26 protein-coding genes are annotated in these 19286 nt (G+C 67.8%); 3 read left to right on the top strand and 23 right to left on the bottom strand.

Annotated elements, in window-relative coordinates; translation table 11 throughout:
• Window positions 1-21: 21 nt before the first annotated feature.
• The 4 genes from lysA to argH form a co-directional block, all read right to left on the bottom strand.
• Complete coding sequence (gene lysA / locus G481_RS0121000) at window positions 22-1287, bottom strand: diaminopimelate decarboxylase (protein ID WP_028031746.1); 1266 nt, start codon at window positions 1285-1287, stop codon at window positions 22-24.
• Window positions 1288-1403: 116 nt separating this feature from the next.
• A complete protein-coding gene (locus G481_RS26435) occupies window positions 1404-1556 on the bottom strand; it encodes a lipoprotein (protein ID WP_169728726.1) in 153 nt (50 codons plus the stop codon).
• Between the two features lie 25 nt (window positions 1557-1581).
• Window positions 1582-1743 carry a hypothetical protein gene (locus G481_RS26185; protein ID WP_154664709.1) on the bottom strand — a complete coding sequence of 54 codons (162 nt, stop codon included), beginning with the start codon at window positions 1741-1743 and terminating at the stop codon, window positions 1582-1584.
• Window positions 1740-3149: an argininosuccinate lyase gene (gene argH / locus G481_RS0120985; RefSeq protein WP_028031745.1), complete on the bottom strand. Its 1410-nt coding sequence runs from the start codon at window positions 3147-3149 to the stop codon at window positions 1740-1742. The genes G481_RS26185 and argH overlap by 4 nt, the downstream gene beginning before the upstream one ends.
• 31 nt (window positions 3150-3180) lie before the next feature.
• On the opposite strand from argH, the gene G481_RS0120980 reads away from it, so the two are divergent.
• A complete protein-coding gene (locus G481_RS0120980) occupies window positions 3181-3717 on the top strand; it encodes a TlpA disulfide reductase family protein (protein ID WP_245595021.1) in 537 nt (178 codons plus the stop codon).
• Between the two features lie 167 nt (window positions 3718-3884).
• Here the strand turns inward: G481_RS0120980 and G481_RS0120975 are convergent, their stop codons facing one another.
• The 5 genes from G481_RS0120975 to G481_RS0120955 all read right to left on the bottom strand — a co-directional run bounded on the left by G481_RS0120975 (window position 3885) and on the right by G481_RS0120955 (window position 6445).
• Entirely contained in the window at window positions 3885-4442 is a 558-nt protein-coding gene (locus tag G481_RS0120975) for a F0F1 ATP synthase subunit B family protein (protein WP_028031743.1), read from the bottom strand.
• Between the two features lie 5 nt (window positions 4443-4447).
• Entirely contained in the window at window positions 4448-5005 is a 558-nt protein-coding gene (locus G481_RS0120970; RefSeq protein WP_028031742.1) for a F0F1 ATP synthase subunit B', read from the bottom strand.
• 86 nt (window positions 5006-5091) lie between these two features.
• Complete coding sequence (locus G481_RS0120965; RefSeq protein WP_028031741.1) at window positions 5092-5328, bottom strand: F0F1 ATP synthase subunit C; 237 nt, start codon at window positions 5326-5328, stop codon at window positions 5092-5094.
• Window positions 5329-5372: 44 nt separating this feature from the next.
• Window positions 5373-6083, bottom strand: a complete 711-nt coding sequence (locus G481_RS0120960; RefSeq protein WP_051294707.1) for a F0F1 ATP synthase subunit A — start codon at window positions 6081-6083, stop codon at window positions 5373-5375.
• A 35-nt stretch (window positions 6084-6118) separates the two neighbouring features.
• Entirely contained in the window at window positions 6119-6445 is a 327-nt protein-coding gene (locus G481_RS0120955; RefSeq protein ID WP_028031739.1) for an AtpZ/AtpI family protein, read from the bottom strand.
• A 327-nt stretch (window positions 6446-6772) separates the two neighbouring features.
• On the opposite strand from G481_RS0120955, the gene G481_RS24820 reads away from it, so the two are divergent.
• Window positions 6773-7174 (top strand): ArsR/SmtB family transcription factor, encoded by a 402-nt coding sequence (locus G481_RS24820; protein ID WP_051294687.1) that lies wholly within the window; start codon window positions 6773-6775, stop codon window positions 7172-7174.
• Between the two features lie 13 nt (window positions 7175-7187).
• Here G481_RS24820 and G481_RS0120945 read toward each other — a convergent pair whose 3' ends face one another.
• The gene (locus G481_RS0120945) at window positions 7188-8042 is read right to left on the bottom strand and encodes an alpha/beta fold hydrolase (protein ID WP_028031738.1); all 855 of its coding nucleotides are present in this window, start codon (window positions 8040-8042) and stop codon (window positions 7188-7190) included.
• A 75-nt stretch (window positions 8043-8117) separates the two neighbouring features.
• Window positions 8118-8537, bottom strand: coding sequence for a Fur family transcriptional regulator Irr (irr, locus tag G481_RS0120940; protein WP_028031737.1), 420 nt, complete (start codon window positions 8535-8537; stop codon window positions 8118-8120).
• A 142-nt stretch (window positions 8538-8679) separates the two neighbouring features.
• Between irr and G481_RS0120935 the strand changes: the two genes are divergently transcribed.
• On the top strand, window positions 8680-8919 hold the full coding sequence (locus tag G481_RS0120935; protein ID WP_028031736.1) for a GlsB/YeaQ/YmgE family stress response membrane protein: 240 nt from the start codon (window positions 8680-8682) through the stop codon (window positions 8917-8919).
• Here G481_RS0120935 and G481_RS0120930 read toward each other — a convergent pair.
• The 12 genes from G481_RS0120930 to G481_RS24790 all read right to left on the bottom strand — a co-directional run bounded on the left by G481_RS0120930 (window position 8916) and on the right by G481_RS24790 (window position 19141).
• The gene (locus tag G481_RS0120930; RefSeq protein ID WP_028031735.1) at window positions 8916-9362 is read right to left on the bottom strand and encodes a MarR family winged helix-turn-helix transcriptional regulator; all 447 of its coding nucleotides are present in this window, start codon (window positions 9360-9362) and stop codon (window positions 8916-8918) included. The genes G481_RS0120935 and G481_RS0120930 overlap by 4 nt on opposite strands.
• Before the next feature lie 3 nt (window positions 9363-9365).
• On the bottom strand, window positions 9366-10202 hold the full coding sequence (locus G481_RS0120925) for a carbon-nitrogen hydrolase family protein (protein WP_028031734.1): 837 nt from the start codon (window positions 10200-10202) through the stop codon (window positions 9366-9368).
• A 3-nt stretch (window positions 10203-10205) separates the two neighbouring features.
• Window positions 10206-10463: a glutaredoxin 3 gene (gene grxC, locus G481_RS0120920; protein ID WP_028031733.1), complete on the bottom strand. Its 258-nt coding sequence runs from the start codon at window positions 10461-10463 to the stop codon at window positions 10206-10208.
• A gap of 127 nt (window positions 10464-10590) precedes the next feature.
• Window positions 10591-12297: an ABC transporter permease gene (locus G481_RS0120915; RefSeq protein ID WP_028031732.1), complete on the bottom strand. Its 1707-nt coding sequence runs from the start codon at window positions 12295-12297 to the stop codon at window positions 10591-10593.
• Complete coding sequence (locus G481_RS0120910) at window positions 12287-13267, bottom strand: ABC transporter substrate-binding protein (RefSeq protein WP_028031731.1); 981 nt, start codon at window positions 13265-13267, stop codon at window positions 12287-12289. Before G481_RS0120910 ends, G481_RS0120915 begins: the two co-directional genes overlap by 11 nt.
• Window positions 13268-13310: 43 nt before the next feature.
• A complete protein-coding gene (locus G481_RS26320; RefSeq protein ID WP_051294686.1) occupies window positions 13311-13856 on the bottom strand; it encodes a histidine phosphatase family protein in 546 nt (181 codons plus the stop codon).
• Window positions 13853-14923 carry an MBL fold metallo-hydrolase gene (locus G481_RS24810; RefSeq protein ID WP_051294685.1) on the bottom strand — a complete coding sequence of 357 codons (1071 nt, stop codon included), beginning with the start codon at window positions 14921-14923 and terminating at the stop codon, window positions 13853-13855. The genes G481_RS26320 and G481_RS24810 overlap by 4 nt, the downstream gene beginning before the upstream one ends.
• Entirely contained in the window at window positions 14920-16008 is a 1089-nt protein-coding gene (locus G481_RS24805) for an ABC transporter ATP-binding protein (RefSeq protein WP_035026888.1), read from the bottom strand. The genes G481_RS24810 and G481_RS24805 overlap by 4 nt, the downstream gene beginning before the upstream one ends.
• Window positions 15995-16741, bottom strand: a complete 747-nt coding sequence (locus G481_RS24800; RefSeq protein ID WP_084451155.1) for a glycosyltransferase family 2 protein — start codon at window positions 16739-16741, stop codon at window positions 15995-15997. The genes G481_RS24805 and G481_RS24800 overlap by 14 nt, the downstream gene beginning before the upstream one ends.
• On the bottom strand, window positions 16675-17283 hold the full coding sequence (locus G481_RS24795; protein WP_051294684.1) for a DedA family protein: 609 nt from the start codon (window positions 17281-17283) through the stop codon (window positions 16675-16677). Before G481_RS24795 ends, G481_RS24800 begins: the two co-directional genes overlap by 67 nt.
• Entirely contained in the window at window positions 17280-18362 is a 1083-nt protein-coding gene (locus tag G481_RS0120880) for a ceramide glucosyltransferase (RefSeq protein ID WP_028031730.1), read from the bottom strand. The genes G481_RS24795 and G481_RS0120880 overlap by 4 nt, the downstream gene beginning before the upstream one ends.
• Window positions 18359-19141: a UDP-2,3-diacylglucosamine diphosphatase gene (locus G481_RS24790; RefSeq protein ID WP_051294683.1), complete on the bottom strand. Its 783-nt coding sequence runs from the start codon at window positions 19139-19141 to the stop codon at window positions 18359-18361. Before G481_RS24790 ends, G481_RS0120880 begins: the two co-directional genes overlap by 4 nt.
• Window positions 19142-19286: the final 145 nt, after the last annotated feature.

Genomic DNA, 19286 nt, shown 5'->3' with positions numbered 1-19286 from the left:
CCCGATTCCGGGCCGTGGGGATCACAGCCATTCGGGGATGGTATCGCGCGCAAGGATTTCGTCAAACGTCGGACGACGCCGGATGACCGCAAAGTGATCGCCCTGCACCAGAACCTCGGGGATCAGCGGGCGGGTGTTGTATTCGCTGGCCATCACCGCGCCATAGGCCCCGGCCGAGCGGAAGGCGACCAGATCGCCGGGGGCGACCAGCGGCAGCTCGCGCGCCTTGGCAAAGGTATCTCCCGTCTCGCAGACCGGGCCGACCACGTCAAAGGGCTGGGTCGGGCTGCCGGCGGGCGCCTCGATCACCGGGATGATGTCGTGATGGGCATCATACATCGAGGGGCGCACCAGATCGTTCATCGCCGCATCGAGGATCAGGAAATCCCGCCCCTCGCCGTTCTTGACATAGACGACGCCGGAGACCAGCAGCCCGGCATTGCCGGAAATCAGGCGGCCCGGTTCAATCTCGATCTCGCAGCCCAGATCGCCCAGGGTGCGCTTGACCATGGCGCCGTAATCGGTGGGCAGGGGCGGCGCCTCGTTCGAGCGGGTATAGGGAATGCCCAGCCCGCCCCCCAGATCGAGGCGCTGGATATCATGCCCGTCGGCGCGCAGGGCCAGCGTCAGCTCGCGCACCTTGGCAAAGGCGGCCTCGAATGGCGCAAGTTCGGTCAGCTGGCTGCCGATATGCACGTCGATCCCGATGGCCTTCAGGCCCGGAAGGCGGGCGATCTCGGCATAAACCTCGCGGGCGCGGGCGATCGGGATGCCGAACTTGTTTTCGGACTTGCCGGTCGCGATCTTGGCATGGGTCTTGGCATCGACGTCGGGGTTGACCCGCACCGTCACGGGGGCGACCACGCCCAAGGCTGTCGCCACCTCGGACAGGGCGCGCATCTCGGGTTCGGATTCCAGGTTGAACTGGCGGATGCCGCCTTCCAGCGCCAGTTTCATTTCCTCGCGCGTCTTGCCGACGCCGGAAAAGACGATGCGATCCCCGGGAACCCCGGCGGCCTTGGCGCGCAGGTATTCGCCGCCCGAAACCACATCCATGCCCGCGCCCAGATCACCCAGCAGCTTGAGCACCGCGACATTCGACAGCGACTTGATGGCAAAGCAGACCAGATGCGGCAGCGGCGACAGCGCCTCGGTGAACAGGCGATAGTGCCGGGTCAGCGTGGCTGCGGAATAGACATAGAACGGCGTGCCGACCGCGGCGGCAATCTCGGGGATTGCCACGTCTTCGGCGTGCAGGATGCCGTTATGATAAAGGAAATGGTCCATGCGCCTTGCCCCCGTTCCAGTGCCGGAACGGTATGGCAGATGCACCACGGGGCGGCAACGGGGGGCGGAAATCGCCGCGCCGTTCCGGGTGGTTTTCTTGCCGCAAGCCCGGGCCGTCAGTAGGGGCTGGTAACGATGCCGATGCGGGCCTCGCCCGAAACCCTCAGCCCGTCCTTTTGCGCCGAGCGGCTGGGCGGTTCGGGCGGGCCATCGGCGCCGCAGGCGGACAGCAGGGCCACGCAGGCCATCAGTGCAAGACGTCTGAACATGAAACCTCCGGTCATCAAAATTCTGTCAGGGCGACACGGCCACGCGCACCCCGCCCACCCGGCCGGAAATGGCCGGATGCACCGAAACACCGCCTGCGGCGATACGGACCCCCGCGCTCAGGCTTGGCCCGTCCGTGCATCCTGCCAGCAAGGCCAGAACGACAAGGGCGGGCAGCGGCCATTTCACGCAAGGCGTTCCTTCCAGCGGGCGATCTGGGCCCGCACCTGATCGGGCGCAGTCCCACCATAGGATTGCCGCGAACGGACGGAATTTTCCACCCCCAACACCGTGAACACGTCTTCGGTGATGCCGGCATGAACCGACTGCATTTCGGCCAGCGACAGATCGGGCAGATCGCAGCCCTTGTCCTCGGCCATCTTGACCAGCGAGCCGGTGACATGATGCGCATCGCGGAACGGCAGGCCCAGCGTGCGGACCAGCCAGTCGGCCAGATCGGTGGCGGTGGAAAAGCCGCTGGCGGCGGCCACGGCCAGAACCTCGCGGTTGGCGGTCATCTTGTCGACCATGCCGGTCATCGCGGCCAGGGCCAGCATCAGGCTGTCGGCCGCGTCAAAGACCTGTTCCTTGTCTTCCTGCATGTCCTTGGAATAGGTCAGCGCCAGGCCCTTCATCACCGTGAACAGCGCAACATTGGCGCCCAGGATCCGGCCGATCTTGGCGCGGATCAGTTCTGCCGCATCGGGGTTCTTCTTTTGCGGCATGATGGACGATCCGGTCGTCCACTGGTCGGGCAGGCGGACAAAGCGGAACTGGGCCGAGGACCAGATCACCAATTCTTCGGCAAAGCGCGACAGGTGCATCGCACAGATCGAGGCCGCGCCCAGGAATTCCAGCGCAAAGTCACGGTCCGACACGGAATCAAGGCTGTTCGCCGTCGGCCGGTCAAACCCCAGCGCGGCCGCCGTGGCGTGCCGGTCAATGGGGAAGCTGGTGCCGGCCAGGGCCGCCGCGCCCAGCGGGCATTCGTTCATCCGCGCGCGGGCGTCGCGGAACCGGCCCATGTCGCGGCCCAGCATTTCCGCATAGGCCAGCATGTGATGGCCCCAGGTCACCGGTTGGGCGGTCTGCAGATGGGTGAAGCCCGGCATCACCCAGTCGGCGCCCGCCTCGGCCTGCGCGACCAGCGCGCGGATCAGCGCCTCGATCGCCTCGATGGCCTGATCACACTGATCGCGCACCCACAGGCGGAAATCGACGGCCACCTGATCGTTGCGGCTGCGGGCGGTGTGCAGGCGGCCGGCGGGTTCACCGATGATTTCCTTCAGCCGCGCCTCGACGTTCATGTGAATGTCTTCCAGCGCGGTGCGGAACGGAAAGTTGCCGCCTTCGATCTCTGACAAGACCGTGAGAAGCCCTTCCCGGATCGCTTCGGCATCTTTAGTGCTGATGATGCCCTGCGCGGCCAACATCGCGGCGTGGGCGCGGCTGCCCGCGATGTCCTGGGCGTAGAGCCGCCGGTCGAACCCGATCGAGGCGTTGATCGCCTCCATGATCGCGTCCACACCGGAGGCGAAGCGCCCGCCCCACATGGCGTTGGCAGCAGGGGTTGCATCGGAGGGAGTGCGCGTCATGGGGAACCTGTCGGGTCTGCGAAGAACGGGAATGCTAGCCGCTGTCTATACGGCCTTGGCCCTTGGTGCAAACCCGGTGGCGGCCGATCCGGCGCTGGAGGCGCTGCGGCAAGGCGAGATGCGCAAGCTGGTGGTGCATTCTGACCCCGCTGCCGCTGGCGATGCGGTGTTCTTTGACCGCGATGGCGGCAAGTTGCGGCTGGCCGACTGGCAAGGTCAGGTGGTGGTGCTGAACTTCTGGGCTACATGGTGCGCGCCCTGCCGGGCCGAGATGCCGGCGCTGGATGCGCTTCAGGGCGAGATGGGCGATCGGGTGGCGGTGGTGACCGTGGCAACCGGGCGCAACTCGATGCCGGGGATCGAGAAGTTCTTCGAGGATGCCCAGATCACCCGTCTGCCGGTGCTGCTGGATCCGAAATCGGCGCTGGCGCGTCAGATGGGGGTTGCCGGGCTGCCGGTCACGGTGATCCTGAACCGCGAGGGGCAAGAGGTTGCCCGGATGATCGGCGAGGCGCATTGGAACAGTCCCGAGGCGCAGGCCGTGCTGATCGAACTGGCGTCGCGCTAAGACCGGCCGGGGCAGGGGGGCCAGCCCCCCAAGGCCACCCGTTCCGGGCGGCCTTCCCCCCGGGATATTTTCGGACAGATGAAGGGGCGCGCCGTTGTATTGACGCGGGCCGCAACGAAAAAGCCCGGCCGCAAGGGGCCGGGCTTTTGCATTGGTTTCAATGTGCCTCAGTTCAGGCGCTGGCCGACTTCGCTGATCGACGTGTCGATCAGTGCAGCAGCGTTTTCGCCCGCCATCTGCTTGGCCAGCACGTCGCTGGCGGCAGCAATGGCAACCGAGATGGCACGTTCGCGCACTTCGCGCACCGCCGAGGTTTCGGCCGCAGCGATCTGTTCTTCGGCCGCCTGAATCTTGCGGGCGATCGAATTGGCCAGATCGGTCTTGGCCGCCGCTGCGGCATTGGCCGCGTCGGACTGGGCGTTGGCGACGATGCGTTCCACCTGGTCCTTGGCCTCCTTGAGCTTGCGATCGTAGCTGGCCAGCAGGGCCTTGGCTTCGTCGCGCAGCTTGCGGGCGGTTTCCAGCTCTTCCTGGATGCGGGCGGCGCGCTTGTCGAGCAGGCTCGAGAGCAGGGCCGGGATCTTGAAGTAGAGCAGGATGCCGACAAAGATCAGGAAGGCGATCAGGACGGTGAAGTTGGTGTTGTGCAGCGAGAAGAACGGGCCCGAAGCCGCATGGGCCGGGGCTGCTGCTGCCACCATCAGGGCGGGAAGGATGATGCGCATCTGTCTCACCCTTTCAGCCGGGCAGTGACCGCAGCGGTCACGCTGCGTGCGTCGGCCTTGCCACCAAGAGCGGCGACGAGTTCCTTCGCGGTGTCCTTGGCGACTTCGGTGACGCTTTCCAGCGCCGAAGCCCGGATTTCGCCGATCCGGCGTTCCGATTCCGCCGAACGTGCGGCGATCTCGGCATCCGCCTTGGCGGTCGCGGCATCAAGGTCAGCCTGGATGTCGGCCTTGGCCGCCGCAACGATGCGGGCAGCTTCGGCGCGGGCATCGGCCAGCGCCTGGATATAGGCGGCCTCGGCTTCCTTGGCCTTTTGCTTCAGTTCCTCGGCAGCGGCCAGATCGTTGGTGATCGTGCCCTTGCGTTCGGCCAGCACGGCGCCGATGCGGGGCATGGCGATGCGGGTCAGCAGCAGGTAGATCAGCACCAGCGCGACGAGGAGCCAGAAAATCTGGTTGGGAACCCATTCCACGCAGAGCTGCGGCATCCCGATGGCGCCACCATGGGCATCCACGCAGGCTCCTGCGGCCTCTTCGAGGACGGGGATCGGTTGAGTTGCCATGTCAGTCCTCCATCGGAACCGTTCTTGATCGGAAAGGGCGCCGGGTTATCTGCCCGGCGCCTTGTCCGTTCGGAAGGTGCCCTGGATCAGACGGCAAACATCAGCAGCAGAGCGATGAGGAACGCGAAGATCCCCAGAGCTTCGGCGAAAGCGATGCCGACGAACAGGGTCGCGGTCTGGCTGGCAGCCGCCGACGGGTTGCGCAGGGCGCCGGCGAGGAAGTTGCCAGCAATGTTGCCCACGCCGATGCCGGCGCCGCCCAGACCGAAAGCCGCGAGGCCAGCACCGATGTATTTGCCCAGCAGAGCGAGTTCGCCTTCCATGTGGTGTCTCCTTGGGTTGGAATGGCTGAGATAGGGACCGGACCTTAGTGGTGGGCGTCGCCCACCGCGTCCTTCAGATAGACGCAGGTCAGGATGGTGAAGACGTAGGCCTGAACGAAGGCCACGAGCAGTTCAAGCGCGTAGATCGCGGTCATCGCACCGATGGCAACCGGCGAGATCAGGGCGACCGAGGCGAAGCCGGCAAACACTTTCAGCACGGCGTGACCGGCCATCAGGTTGCCTGCAAGACGAATGGAGTGCGAGACGGGACGCACGAAGTACGAGATGATCTCGATGATGGCCAGAACCGGGCGCAGGGCCAGCGGGGCCGAGGAAATCCAGAACATCGACAGGAAGCCGGCACCCTTGCGGGCAAAGCCGATCAGCGTCACGCCCAGGAACACACCCAGCGCCAGCACGACCGTCACGGCGACGTGGCTGGTGGTGGTGAAGCTCATCGGGATCAGGCCAAGCACGTTGGCGCACAGGATGAACAGGAACAGGGTCAGCACATAGGGGAAGTATTTCACCCCATCGTGGCCCGCCACTTCCTCGACCATGTTGTGCACGAAGCCATAGAGCACTTCGGCAATCGACTGGCTGCGGGTCGGCACGATCGCGCGGCGGCGGGTGCCAAGGATCATCAGCGCGCCCACGGCCAGCACGGCCAGCATCAGCCACAGCGTGACGTTGGTCGGGGTATACCAGTATACCGGACCATCCCCGAACAGGGGCTTCACGATGAACTGGTCCATCGGATGGATCGGAAGACCGCCTTCAGCCGCCACGTCTAGTCCCTCTTCTCGTTGCCGGGGGTTTGCCCGGCCTGTTTCCCAAGCTCCGCCGCCGTGCGGAGCATCGTCCTGATCCCGGCCGCAAAGCCCAGAAGGACGAAGATCACCATGAAGATCGGCTTGGAGCCGAACAGTGTATCCAGCCCGTATCCGACCGCCAGCCCAAGGCCCATGCCCGTGACCAGCTCAAGTACCATGCGCCAGGCAGCCTCACCGTGGCCGATCCCGCCCATGCCGCGCGAAGCGGGCTTGTCCTTTGCCTTCAGCGCCTCGATCCGGTCTTCCAGTGCCTTCAGGCGTGCAGGATCCGGGTCTTCCGCCATGGTTCAGGGGCCCCCTTTGCAGTCCGGCGCAACCTAAGTGTCACCGCTTCGTGAGTCAAGCGCAGAGGGAGGGTTTTGAGATGGCGTTATATTATTGATATTGCTTGAAAATCATGCGCGCGCGATTCTTTCTGGCGCTAACATCTGCCGCGCTGCGGCGCGGGGCACATTCAACCGTCCGGTTGACCTTTTGGCGCAGCAAGGCTAGCCCGATAGGCACCGGGCGAGATACTGCACCGCCCCGCCCCCCTTTCGCCTTGACCCAAATATCCCGGGGGTGAGGCCGAAGGCCGAGGGGGCAGGGCCCCCTGACCCGGCCGGAGGCCCATGACGGACGATCCGCTTTCCGCGACCTTCGCGGCGCTGGCCGACCCGACCCGCCGCGCCATCCTTGCGCTGCTGCTGGAGGATGACATGGCCGTCACCGATGTGGCCGAGCCCTTTGCCATGTCGCTGGCCGCGATTTCCAAGCATTTGCAGATCCTGGCCGAGGCAGGGCTGATCAGTCAGGAAAAGCGCGGACGGCTGAAGTGGTGCAAGCTGGAGCCCGACGGGTTGCGCGCCGCCTCGGTCTGGATGCAGGGCTTCGGGCAGTTCGATCCGGTGGATCTGGACGGGTTCGAGCGGTTCCTGATCGCTGAACTGGGGGAGGAAGCGGGGGCTGCCGCCCCCGCACCCCCGCCCCAAGGGGGCTGTCTGCCCCCTTGGGAAACCCCCGAGGATATTTAGGTCAAGGCGAAATTCAGGCCAGCAGGCCCGATTTGCGGACCGCTGCCAGCCATTCGGTCAGCACCTGCACCGATTCCGCCTCGTCGAGGAAGGGGATATGGGCGCGGTCCGGCACTTCTGCATAGATCATGTCGGGGCGGCGGCGGCGCATCTCGGCGGTGGCCTCGGTGCCCAGCAGATCCGAATTCGCCCCGCGCAGCAGCGCCAGCGGCAGGCCGGCGCAGGCATCGAACAGCGGCCACAGATCGGGCGAGCCGCCCTTGAACGCATCCATGAACGCCTCGCGCAGCGCGGGGTCATAGTTGACCTTCAGCCCGCCGCGATCATCGGGCAGGGCGTGGCGCTGCGCTTCTTCCAGCCAGCGGCTGGCAGGCACGTTGTCCATGCCGGGGTTGCCTGCGGGCAGGGCGGCGGCATAGGCCTCGATGGTTTTGGCGGCCGGGTTGTGGCCGACATAATCCTTGATCCGCGCCAGCCCGTCCCATTCCAGCTGCGGGCCGACATCGTTGAGGCACAGCCCCGCCATCCGGTTCTTGGCCGTGGCGCCCAGGAACATGCCGATCATCCCCCCGCGCGAGGTGCCAAGCACGGCCGCGCGCGCGATCCCCAGGTGATCGAGCAGCTCGACGGCATCCTTCCCCTCGCGCGGCACGGTATAGCTGGCGGCCCCCGTCCAGTCCGAATCGCCCCGGCCGCGGTAATCCATGCGGATCACCCGGACATCCCGGGGCAGGTGCGGCAGCATGTAGTCGAAATCGCTGGCGTTGCGGGTCAGGCCCGAGAGGCACAGCAGCGGCAGTCCTTCGCCCTGGTCGGCAAAGGCGATGCGGGCGCCATCAGAGGCAATGAAGTGATGTTTCGTGGTCATGCGGGGCTCTTGCGATCGGCGGAATGCCAGTATGGTGCCAAGCTGGCACAGAGCCGCCTTCGGGGAAACCCCCGATCAGGCCTTGCGGCGCAGACGGATCACCACATCGACGCGCGACACTTCGGTCCCGTCGGGGGCGTTGGGCAGGCTGACGATCTTGAGCCCCTCGGCCGGGGCATCGGTCAGCTCGGCCGTGTCCTCCCAGAAGAAATGGGGGTGATCGTCGATCCTTGTATCGAAATAGCTGCGGGCGCCATCGACGGTCACTTCCTGCATCAGCCCGGCATCGCAAAACGCACGCAGCGTATTGTAGACCGTCGCGAGCGAGACCTTTTCAGCGGTGTCAAGCGTGGCGGCAAACAGGCTTTCGGCGGTGACATGCCGGTCATGGCCATCACCGACCAGCAGGGCGGCAAGGGTCTGGCGCTGACGCGTCGGGCGCAGGCCGGCCCGTGCCAGCCAGGCAACGCCGCGATCAAGCGTTTCGGGTGTCATGGGGGCAAGTGCGTCATACATGGCTATCGAAATAGGCCCCTGCCCCCGTGTTTTCAATGAGAAATGTCAAGGGCGCCGATGCGCTTCACAGATCGTTGCGGCGCAGGCATAGTGATTGCAATGCGTCGGGCAGGGGGCACGGATGCCGATACTGTTGCTGGTGATCGTCGGGGCGGCGGCGGGGTTTCTGGCCACCCGGTTCATGAAGCTGGACGCCGATGTGCCCACCACCGTCGCCATCGGCATCTTCGGTGCGCTGGTCGGCGGGTTGATCTTGCGGGCGCTGATCACCATGGCCAGCTGGGCCGCGGGGTTTGTCGGCGCCGTGATGGGCGCCATGCTGCTGATCTGGCTGTGGCGCCGCTGGGCGGGACGGCGCTAGACTTCGTCTTCCTCGAAGCGCAGGCGCAGATCGCGCAGCACCGGCAGAGCAGCGCGGATGCGGTCCTCGCCCAGGTCAGACACCGTATGCGCGATCATCGGTACGATGGCCTGCAAGGCGGCGTCGCGGGCGGCACGACCCGCCGGGCTGATCGAGACGAATTTGCGGCGGGCATCGTCCCAATCGGGGCGGATATGGACGTGCCCTGCCCATTCCAGCCGCGCCAGCGTGTTGGTCATCGCCCCGCGTGTGACGTGAAAGGCGCGTGCCAACTGGGCGGGCGTGCGTTCGTCCCCGATCCGGGCGAGCAGGTTCAGCACACCGAAATGCGACAGCTCCATCCCCTTGGGCAGCGCACGGCTCAGCCGCGCCCGCGCCAGCTGGTCGGCCATGAACAATTCGCCGAACAGGGCGACGGCCAGATCCTCGGTGCGCTCGGCCATGGATCAGGGGCCGTCAAAGGGCCGGTCATGCGACAGCGAGGGCACCCGGTGCCGGGCGCGCGCCACCTGATCCAGGTCGATCTCGGCAAAGGTCACGCCCGGCTCGGTTCCAGCATCCGACACCACCTCGCCCCAGGGGGCGACCACCAGCGAATGGCCATGGGTGCGCCGCTTGCCCGGCGCGCCGTCCTGCAGGTGAACGCCGGTCTGCGCCGGCGCCAGCACCCAGGCCCCCGATTCGATGGCGCGGGCGCGCAGCAGCACCTCCCAATGGGCCTGCCCGGTCGTGCTGTTGAAGGCGGCGGGAACCGTCAGAATCTGGGCCCCCGCCTGCGCCAGGCGGCGGAAAAGATGCGGAAAGCGCAGATCATAACAGACCGACATGCCGATCGTGCCAAAGGGCGTCTCGGCCACCACCGCCTGCGATCCGGGGCGATATTCGGCGGATTCGCGGAACACCTCGGTGTCCGAGACATTCACGTCGAACATGTGGATCTTGTCATAGCGCGCGACGATGCCGCCATCGGGCCCGATCAGAAAGCTGCGGTTGGCAAAGCGCCCGTCGGCATCGTCGCGCACCTTGATCCCCAAGGATCCGATCAGCATCCAGACCCCGGCCCGCGCGGCCTCGTCCCGCAGGGCAGCCAGGGTGCGGTCCTCGTCCTCGGGCACGATCTGGGCACGCTGACGTTCCTTGTCGGCAGTCAGGAGGCCCGTCACCTCGGGCGTCAGCACGAAACCCGCGCCCCCTTCGACCGCCCTGCGCACCAGCGCGACGGTGACAGGAATGTTCGCCGTCACATCGTCGGTGACGTTCAGCTGGACCAGACCCGCGCGCATCGCCTAACCCTCCAGCAGCGGGGTCAGCTTGCCTGCCCCGTCCAGTGCATAAAGATCGTCGCACCCGCCGACATGGGTGTCCCCGATGAAGATCTGCGGCACGGTGCGCCGCCCGCCGGCACGCTGCACCATCGCCGCCCGCAGGTCGGGGTCGCGGCTGACGTCGATTTCGGTAAAGGCCACGCCCTTTTGCGTCAGCAGGCGCTTGGCCGCATGGCAATATCCGCACAGCGGCGTGGTGTAGATTTCGACGGGTTTCATGGCCACCCCCTTTTCGTCTGGGCGGACTATAGGCCCATTGCCGGTGCGCACAACCGCCCCGCTTTGCCTTTTTCCAAATACCCCCGCCGGAGGCGGCCGACATCTGCCGCCCCGCGCAGGTGGCGGGTCAGTTGCGCCAGGGCAGCGTTCCTGCCGGCAGATGCCGCGCCAGCCGGTCCAGCCCCAGCGCGATCCCCAGCACCAGCACGACCGACAGCACCGAAACGGCGGCTGCGGCGGCCGAATTCCCCTCGTATTGCAGCGCAAAGACCATGACGCCCAGCGTCTCGTTCCCGCTTGACCACAAAAGCGCGGACAGCGTCAGCTCGTTCAGCGCCGTCATCACCAGCAGCAAGGCCCCGGCAGTCGCGGCGGGCAAGACGATGGGCGTCACGATCAGCCCGATCCGCCGCAAGGCCCCGGCCCCGACGATCCGCGCAGCCTCGTCCAGCGCAGGTTCCATCGCCTCGGCCGCCGCGATCACCGGGCGCAGCACCAGCGGCAGGAACCGCGCCAGATAGGCCACCAGCAGAATCCAGAACGTGCCATAGAGCGACCCGATGATCGGCAGCGGCCGCAGGAAGGCCAGGATCATCGCCAGCGCCACCACCGTGCCCGGCACCACCCAGGGCCCATCGACCAGCCAGTCCAGCCAGCGCACCAGCGCAACCCGCGCCTGCACGCGCAAAAAGGCAAAGGGCAGCGCGATGGCGGCACAGATCGCGGCCGCAGCAAAGGACAGCGCCAGCGAATTGCCAAAGGCCCGCAGCACCATCGGATTGCCCAGCACATCGGCAAAGTTGCGCAGCGTCACCGTCTCGGCGCTCAGCGCGACCCCCAGCGTGGGGGACAGCGCCGTGCCCAGCAAGGCCAGCATCGGCAGCACTGCGATGGCTGCCAGCACCAGCCACACCCCGGCCTCCAGCACGGGCCGAACCCGCCCGGCATCAAACGGCACCAGCCCGGCCGCACGCGGCAGCGGCACCGCCAGCCAGCGCAGCAGCAGCGACCGCAGCCCCAGCGCCACCACCGCCATCAGCACCAGGATCATCGCCAGCACCGCGACCTGCCCGGCGACCGAGGGGCCAAAGCCGTTCAGCCGCTGATAGATCAGCGTGGTCAGCATGGGAAACCGCCCCGGAATTCCCAGCAGCGCCGGCACCCCGAAATTGCCGACCGCCGCCGCAAAGGCCAGGATCGCGCCGGCCAGCGCACCGGGCAGCACCAGCGGCAGCAACACCCGTGCGATGATCCGCCCGCGCCGGGCGCCGACGACCTGCGCGGCCTCGACCAGATCGCCGGGCAGCGCGACCAGCGCCGCGCGGGTCGCGACAAAGACCAGCGGCATATGCTCGATCCCCAGCAACAGGGCGATGCCCCAGCCGGAATAGATCGGGTTTGTCGTGCCGGGTGGCGGCGCCAGCCCCAGCGGGCCCAGGATGGGCGAGGTCGGCCCCATCAGCTCGATCCAGGCCAGCGCCATGGTCTGCGACGGGATCAGCAGCGGCGACAGGATCAGGAAGGTCATCGCCACCCGCCCGCGCAGCGCGAACAGCCCAGTCAACAGTGCCAGCACCACGCCCAGCACGGATGAAATCACCACCGACCCGGCCGATACCGTCAGCGTGTTCCAGACCGCCCGGCCGGTGGACCGGCTGGCCAGAACCTCGGCCATCAGGCCCAGCGGCGCGCCGTCCTTGCCCGGCGCCAGCGCCTCAAGGAACAGGCGGGCCAGTGGCCAGACCGATACGGCCAGCACCCACAAACCGATGAGGGCGGCAAGGATCACCTCGCCGCCCCGATGGTGACGCGACAGGGTCAGCTCAGCCGCCATAGATGTCGGCGAACTTTTCCTTGGTGGCCTTGTCCTCGGCCAGCATCTTGCCCGGATCGGCAGGCAGCAGCTTGACCGTCGCCGGATCGGGGTAGCCCGCAGGGGGCGCGACACCTTCCAGAGCCGGGAAATAGCCCTGCGCCACGGCCTGCGCCTGGGCGGTCTGGCCCAGCTGCCAGCTGACAAAGGTTTTCGCCGCCTCGACCGCATCCGAATCCTTCAGGATGCCGATGGGCTGGTCGATCACCGAAACGCCCTCGGCCGGGAACACGAAGTCGACGGGCGATCCCTTGGCCCTGGCGTTCAGCGCCATGTATTCGATGATGATGCCATAGGCTTTCTCGCCCCGGGCCACGGCCTCGATCACGGTGCCGTTGCCCTGGCCGGCCACCGCGCCATTGTCGGCCAGCGTCTCATACCATTTCCAGCCGAATTCGGGCTGTTGCACCATGGTGCCGACATGGATCACGGTGGCGCCGGAATAGAGCGGGCTGGGCATGATCAGGCTGCTGGCGCGGTCGGCGGCGGTCAGGTCGGCCCAGCTTTTCGGCGCCTCTTTCACCAGATTGGTGTTGTAGACGATGCCGGTGGTGATCATCCGGGTGCCGACAAAGGTCTTGTCCTTGTCGATCAGCGCGGCAGGAATGCCGTCCATCGGAATGTCCAGCGCCATCAGCCGGCCATCGTTCTTCAGGCTGGTCATCGCCACGGCGTCGGCGATCATCATCACATCGGCCGGGGATTTGCCGGCGGCGAATTCCGCAGCCAGCTTGGCCATCACCTCGGTCGTGCCGGACCGGAACACCTCGACGGTGATTTCGGGGTGATCCTTGTTGAAGGCGGCGATCACCTCGGCGATCTGGGCCTGCGGCTGCGAGGTGTAAAGCGTGATGGTCTGCTGCGCCATGGCGGCGCCAGACAGCAGCAGCGCGCCAAGGGTGGACAGGGTGGCAAGGCGGAACGTGGTCATTCGGACCCTCATCAGTTGACTGGCGTCCGGGTAACGGCCGCAGTTAACGGCCGGGTGACAGTTCGGTGGAGTTCCAGTGACACCCGTCATGGCGCCATTCGATCGGCGCGGCATTCGCTGGCCGGATGAAGGGCGCGCCTGACAGGACGGCATGGATTTCCCGCGCAGTCCCGGAATGGCCGACGATCAGCACCGGAAACGGGCCGGTGATGGCGGCCAGCGCGGCCCGGATGCGGGCGGCGAATTCGGCGGGGCCTTCGCCGCCCTCTGGCGTTGCCTCGCGGATCAGGGCGCTGCGGGGCTGGCCTTCCCAGATGCCCCAGTTGCGTTCGGCAAGGCCCGGCAGCGCGATCAGCGGCGCGCCCGTGGTGGCGGCAACGGCGCGCGCGGTGTCTGCCGCACGGGTCAGCGGCGAATGCCAGATCGCGGCGATCCCGCGCCCGGCCAGCAACCGCGCTGCGGCAGCGGCCTGCGCGCGGCCGCGCGCGTTCAGCGGATCGTCGGTCGCCCCGCTGATGCGGTCGTCCACATTGGCATCGGTCTCGCCATGGCGCAGGAACAGGAAGGGCCGTTGCAAAAGCGCGATCACCAGATCACCTCGCGCGTCATGATCAGCGGCCGGTCCAGCGCCACCGCCAGCGCGGCAGCCGCGCCTGGCTTGCAGAAGGCGGGCATCGCATGGGTGGGGGTCACGGATTGCATCAGAAGCCGGGTTTCGGTCAGGGTCGGGTGCACGTTCCAGCGCAGGAACCGGGCCTGCCCCTGCGCGACCATGGCACCCGAAGGCGCGCCTTCGGCCAGATGGCCGGTAAAGACGATGCGGGCCGATCCATCGGCCGCAAAGCGCGGTGCCAGGGCGCCGGCGACCCCGCGCTCGGCATTCGGGCCGGCGGCGATCATCACGCCATGGGCCGGACTTTGGCCGGTCAGCTCTTTGGTTGTGTCCAGCAGCCTGCGCAGCCGCGCGGCGCCCTGGGGCTGAAGGGCCTTGGGGTGCGTGGCCAGAACCCGCGCCACCTCGCGGTGCGTCGGGCACAGCGCCACCGGGTGCCCGGCGGCCCGGAAGGCCAGCGCCATTTCCAGCCCGCGCCCGCCGGCCGGCACGGGCAGCAGCAAGGGCCGGTCGGCCAGTGGCATCAGGTCTGCCATCTGATCCGAAAGCGGCTGATCTGCGGTGCCGTAGGAGGCATCGAACACCATCACCGCCGCAGGCAGCGGCAGAGCCCAGCGATAGAGCACGCTTTCCCGCGACATGTCGCCGGTATAGAGCAGCCCCCCTTCGCCCCCCAGCCGCAGCCAGCGCGCGCCGGGCGCATGGCCTGCCGGGCCCGAGGCAAAGGGGATGCCGGCAATCTGGGTCAGGGGCTCCAGCGGGGTGGCCCGGTGCAGGGCGGGGTCGGGCGACAGGGCAATCGTCGGTTCTGGCGCGAACAGCGGCGGGTTGCCCAGCAGGGCCGCCAGATGCAGCCCGCCCGTATGATCCACATGGCCATGCGAAAAGACGATGGCGTCGACAGGGGGCACCCCGGTCAGATCGGGCAGCGTGTCGCCATCCGGCCCCCGGCCCAGATCCAGCAAGATGCGCCGCCCGGCGGTCTCAAAAAGAAAGCAGGCCGGACCCTTGCAGCCAAGGCCGGAAATCGCGGTCAGCTTCATGCCGGAACGCCCCCTGCCATGGCAGGGGCCAAGGCCATGCTGTCCCTGGGCAGCACCCAGCCGCCGGTCAGGCGCAGCGCCAAAGCCTCGCCCGGGTGCGGGGCATGGGGCAAGGTCAGGTCCACCTGCGCCGCGCCGCCATCGTCCAGCAGCGCACTGACCGACCATTGCCCGCCGCGGAACTGGGCGTCCAGCACGCGCACCAGGATCGGGCCATCGGCGGCCGGGACCAGATCGCGCGGCCGCAGGCACAGCCAGCCCTGCCCCTTGGGCGCGGCCCCCGGAACGGTCAGGACATGCCCTTGCACCATCACCTTGCAGTCGGGGCCATGGCGGCCCAGCACCTCGACCGGCACGGTGCGGCCCGCGCCGACAAACCGCGCCACCATCGGCGTTGCCGGTTGGCGATACAGCGTTTCAGGGGCGGCCAGCTGTTCCAGCCGCCCGGCGTTCATCACGCCGACATGGCTGGCGACCGCCATCGCCTCGTCCTGATCGTGGGTGACAAAGACGAAGGTGGTGCCAAGCGCGGCATGGATGCGGCGGAACTCGGCCAGCATCACGCTGCGCAGATGGGCGTCAAGATTGGCCAGCGGCTCGTCCAGCAGCAAGAGCGCCGGGCGCGTCGCGAGCGAGCGCGCAAGGGCCACGCGCTGGCGTTGTCCGCCCGACAATTCGTGCGGGCGGCGCTGGTCCAGCCCGGCAAGGCCGACCAATTCCAGCGCCTCGCGGATGCGGGCCTGTTCCTCGGTGCGCGACAGCCCCCGCAGGCGCAGGCCAAAGCGGATGTTGCCGGCCACCGTCATATGTGGCCAGAGCGCGTAGGACTGGAACACCATGCCCAGCCCGCGCGCCTCGGGCGGGACGAACCCACCGGGGCCGGCGACGGCATGCCCGCCGATCTCGATGCACCCGGCATCGGGGCGCTCCAGCCCGGCCAGCAGCCGCAGCAGTGTGGTCTTGCCGCAGCCCGACGGGCCCAGCAGCGCAAGAAAGGCCCCCGAGGGCACCGAGAACGAGACACCATCGACGGCGCGGGTGGCACCAAAGCGGCGCGAGACGGACTGAAGATCAAGACTGGCCATGCGCGGGGCTTACGTCGGATGTGTGACGGGCCGGTGACGGCCGCGCCGGAATGCGTTGGCGCCGCATCCCGTGGATCTGGGCGGCCAGCCGATGGGCGGGCACGGTGGCACACAGATCGCGCAGCATCGCCAGATCGGCGCGCAGGCCGCGCCAGTGCCCCTGTTTTGCCGATTTGGCCGGGCTGGCCACCCCGGGCCAGCGGATCACGGCGATGCGGGCACGCCGGGCCAGCCACAGGCGGTTCATCGCGACCTCAAGGCCAAAGCGGGGCAGGCCCCTGGCCCCGATCTCGGCCAGCATGGCGCGCGGCACCAGCCGTTCGCCGGAAATGTAATCCAGCCCGATCGCTCGCCACAGGCGCGGCGCGTTGCCGCGCAGGCTGATCGCCACATCGGCGCGGCCCACGATCACCGGGGTGATCAGGCGGGTGATGGCGGCAGCGTCCAGCCCGGTCAGATCGGCATCCAGCAACAGCACCATCGGGCAGCCGGTTGCGGCAACGCCGGCCAGAACGGCGGCAGTCTTGCCACCATTGCGCGGCAGGCGCAGCACCCGCACACCGGCAAAGCCTGCCGCCACCTCGGCGGTGCCATCGGTCGAGCCATCATCCACCACGATCACCTCGGCCAGCATCGGATGGCCCGACACGGCGGCAAGGACGGCGGCTATTCGGGGCGCCTCGTTCCAGGCGGCGATGAGGCAGCAGATGCCGGTGCCGGGCGCAGCCGCCATGCCAGCAGCGCGGCCAGTGCCAGCGCCAGTGCGATCCATGATCCGTTGGCGATCCATGTGTCGATCCGTTCCCAGGCGTGGCCGGCCCAGACCCCAAGCGCCAGCAGCGCAAGGCTTTTGGGCACCGTCGCCACAAGGTTGAAGAAAAGAAACGGCGCAACCGGCATGCGCGCCGCGCCTGCGGCGGTCAGCACCAGCGCCCCGGCCGAATGGGTCAGCTTGCCCAGCACCAGAAGCCGCCCGCCCCGATGGCGGAAGTGGTCGGTCAGCCGGTCCAGCCGGTCGGGATGAAGGCCGAGGCGGCGGCGCAGCCTTTGCGGCAGCCAGCCAAGGCCCCGGCGGCCAAGGGCATAAAACCCCAGATCCCCGACCAGATCCGCCGCGATCAGCACCAGCACCAGCGGCCCAAGCGGCAAGGCGCTCGACGCCACGGCCCAGCCCGCCAGCACCGTGACCACCGGCCCCTCGACCACAGCCACAAGGCCGATGACCGGCAGACCATGCGCCGTGACCAGCGCCATCATCTGATCGGGGGAGATCATGCGCCCGCAGGTTCCATCGCCGTGCCGCGCCACGAGATGCCGCGCCGCGCCCAGGTGGCGACCCACAGCACCGGCAGGCACAGATCGCGCAGCACCGCCGCCAGCAGATCCAGCGGCCGAGAGGGCCAGCCGAACGCGCGCGTCATGGCCCATTCGGTGCCATACCACAGCAGTGCGAACAGCGGCAGCCACGCGGCCCCGCCCAGCAGCATCAGCCCCAGCGCGGGCGCCCATGGCCCCAGCAGGATTTCCAGCACGAACAGCCCTGCAAACCCGTCGCGCCGCACGCGCGACCAGCGCAACTGCCGGTCCCAGACCGCGCGCAGGCTGCGCCGGCCAATCGGCTGGCCAAAGGGGCGGCGCGCCAGGCGCACCTTCAGGCCCTGGGCGCGAACGGTTTTCGTGGCGGCCACATCCTCGGCCAGATCATGTCCCAGCGCAGGCAAGCCGCCCGCCCCGTCCAGCACCCTGCGGCGCCACATCAGCGTCTTGCCTTGCGCAAAGCCAAGGCCCAGCGTATCGGCCGCCAACTGCCAGCGGGCCTGAAAGCCGTTGAGGAACGCAGCCTCGACCGCGCCCCACAGCCCTTCGGGCCGGATCCCCGCAGGGGGAGAGCTGACAAGGCCAGTATCGCCCTGCAACTCGGCAAGCAGGCGGTCCAGATAATCGGGCGGCAACAGCAGGTTGGCATCGGTCATCACCACCAGATCGCCCTGCGCCGCATCCCAGCCCTTGGCCAGATTGTTCAGCTTGGGGTTGGTCGTGGGGCGATCATCCCCGATCAGCAGGCGCGCGTTGACATGCGGGTGCCGGGCGATCAGGCCCTGCACCACGGGCACGGCGGGATCGTCGGCCCGGGCGGCGCAGAACAGCACCTCGAACCCCGGATAGTCCAGCCCAAAGCTGGCCCCCAGCGTTTCGGCATCGAACGGATCCAGCCCGCAGACCGGACGCAGCAGGGTGACAAAGGGGCGCTCGGCTGGCAGGCGTTCGGGCCGCGCAAGCCGGATCAGGCACAGCGCGGCCGAGCCGACATGCAGCGCGGCGGGAAAGGCGAACAGCAGGGCGGCAAGCGTCATGCCTGTGCCTCGACCGTCATCTGGCGCGACTGGGGGCACCAGCGCATCAGGCGCATGACGCCATCGGTGCCCTCGGCCAGCGCGGTCAGGCTGTCGATCCAGTCGCCGCAATTGCCATAGGTGATCCCGTCGCGGCGGTGCAGGGCGGCAAGATGGAAATGGCCGCAGATCACCCCCTGGCAACCATGCCCGCGCGCGGCGCGGGTCAGGCGCTGTTCATAGCGGTTGCCCACCAGCATCAGCCGGTGAAAGCGCGGCACCACACGTTCGGCCAGCCGAACCGGCCGCTTGCGCCAGCGCCCGACCGACCGGTCGACACCGTGCAACACCCCTTCGATGCGCACGCCGACACGCGTCATGGTCCGTGACCGCAAGGCCCGTGCGTCGAACTGATCGCCATGCAGCACCAGATAGCGCGCGCCGGTCAGCGTTTCGTGCAGGTGATGCGGCTTGTGTTCAAACCCCATGTGGGCCGCGAAATCCACCGCCTGCGGGCTGCCATCGTGATTGCCCGGCAGATAGGTCACGCGCGCCCCGGCGGCCCGGCGCGCGCCAAGCTCGCGCAGCACGCGGGCCTGGGCATCGCTCCAGCGCAGGCGGGCGCCGCTCCACATCTCGAAGATGTCGCCGACAAGAAAGATCTGGTCGGCCTCGACCCGGCGCAGGAAATCCAGAAAGGCATCGGCGCGGCTGGTCAGCGCCCCCAAATGCAGATCGGACACGAACAGCGCCCGAACGGCAAGGCGGGCATCGGCGGTCTCGTCGCGAAGGCTGTGCATGGGAAACCCGGTCTTGAACGATCCTGATTTCCAAGTGCCATGCCTGTGGCACGGTTTTCTGACAGTCCTGCGAAAGTTGCGTTGCAGTCTGCGCAAAGCAAAGCCCCGCCCGACAGGATCGGGCGGGGCCAGGGATCAGGGGGCG

Source organism: Gemmobacter nectariphilus DSM 15620, from assembly GCF_000429765.1.
Lineage (GTDB): Bacteria > Pseudomonadota > Alphaproteobacteria > Rhodobacterales > Rhodobacteraceae > Wagnerdoeblera > Wagnerdoeblera nectariphila.
Note: the sequence above shows the minus strand (reverse complement) of the source record. Positions and strands in the feature narration are given on the sequence as shown.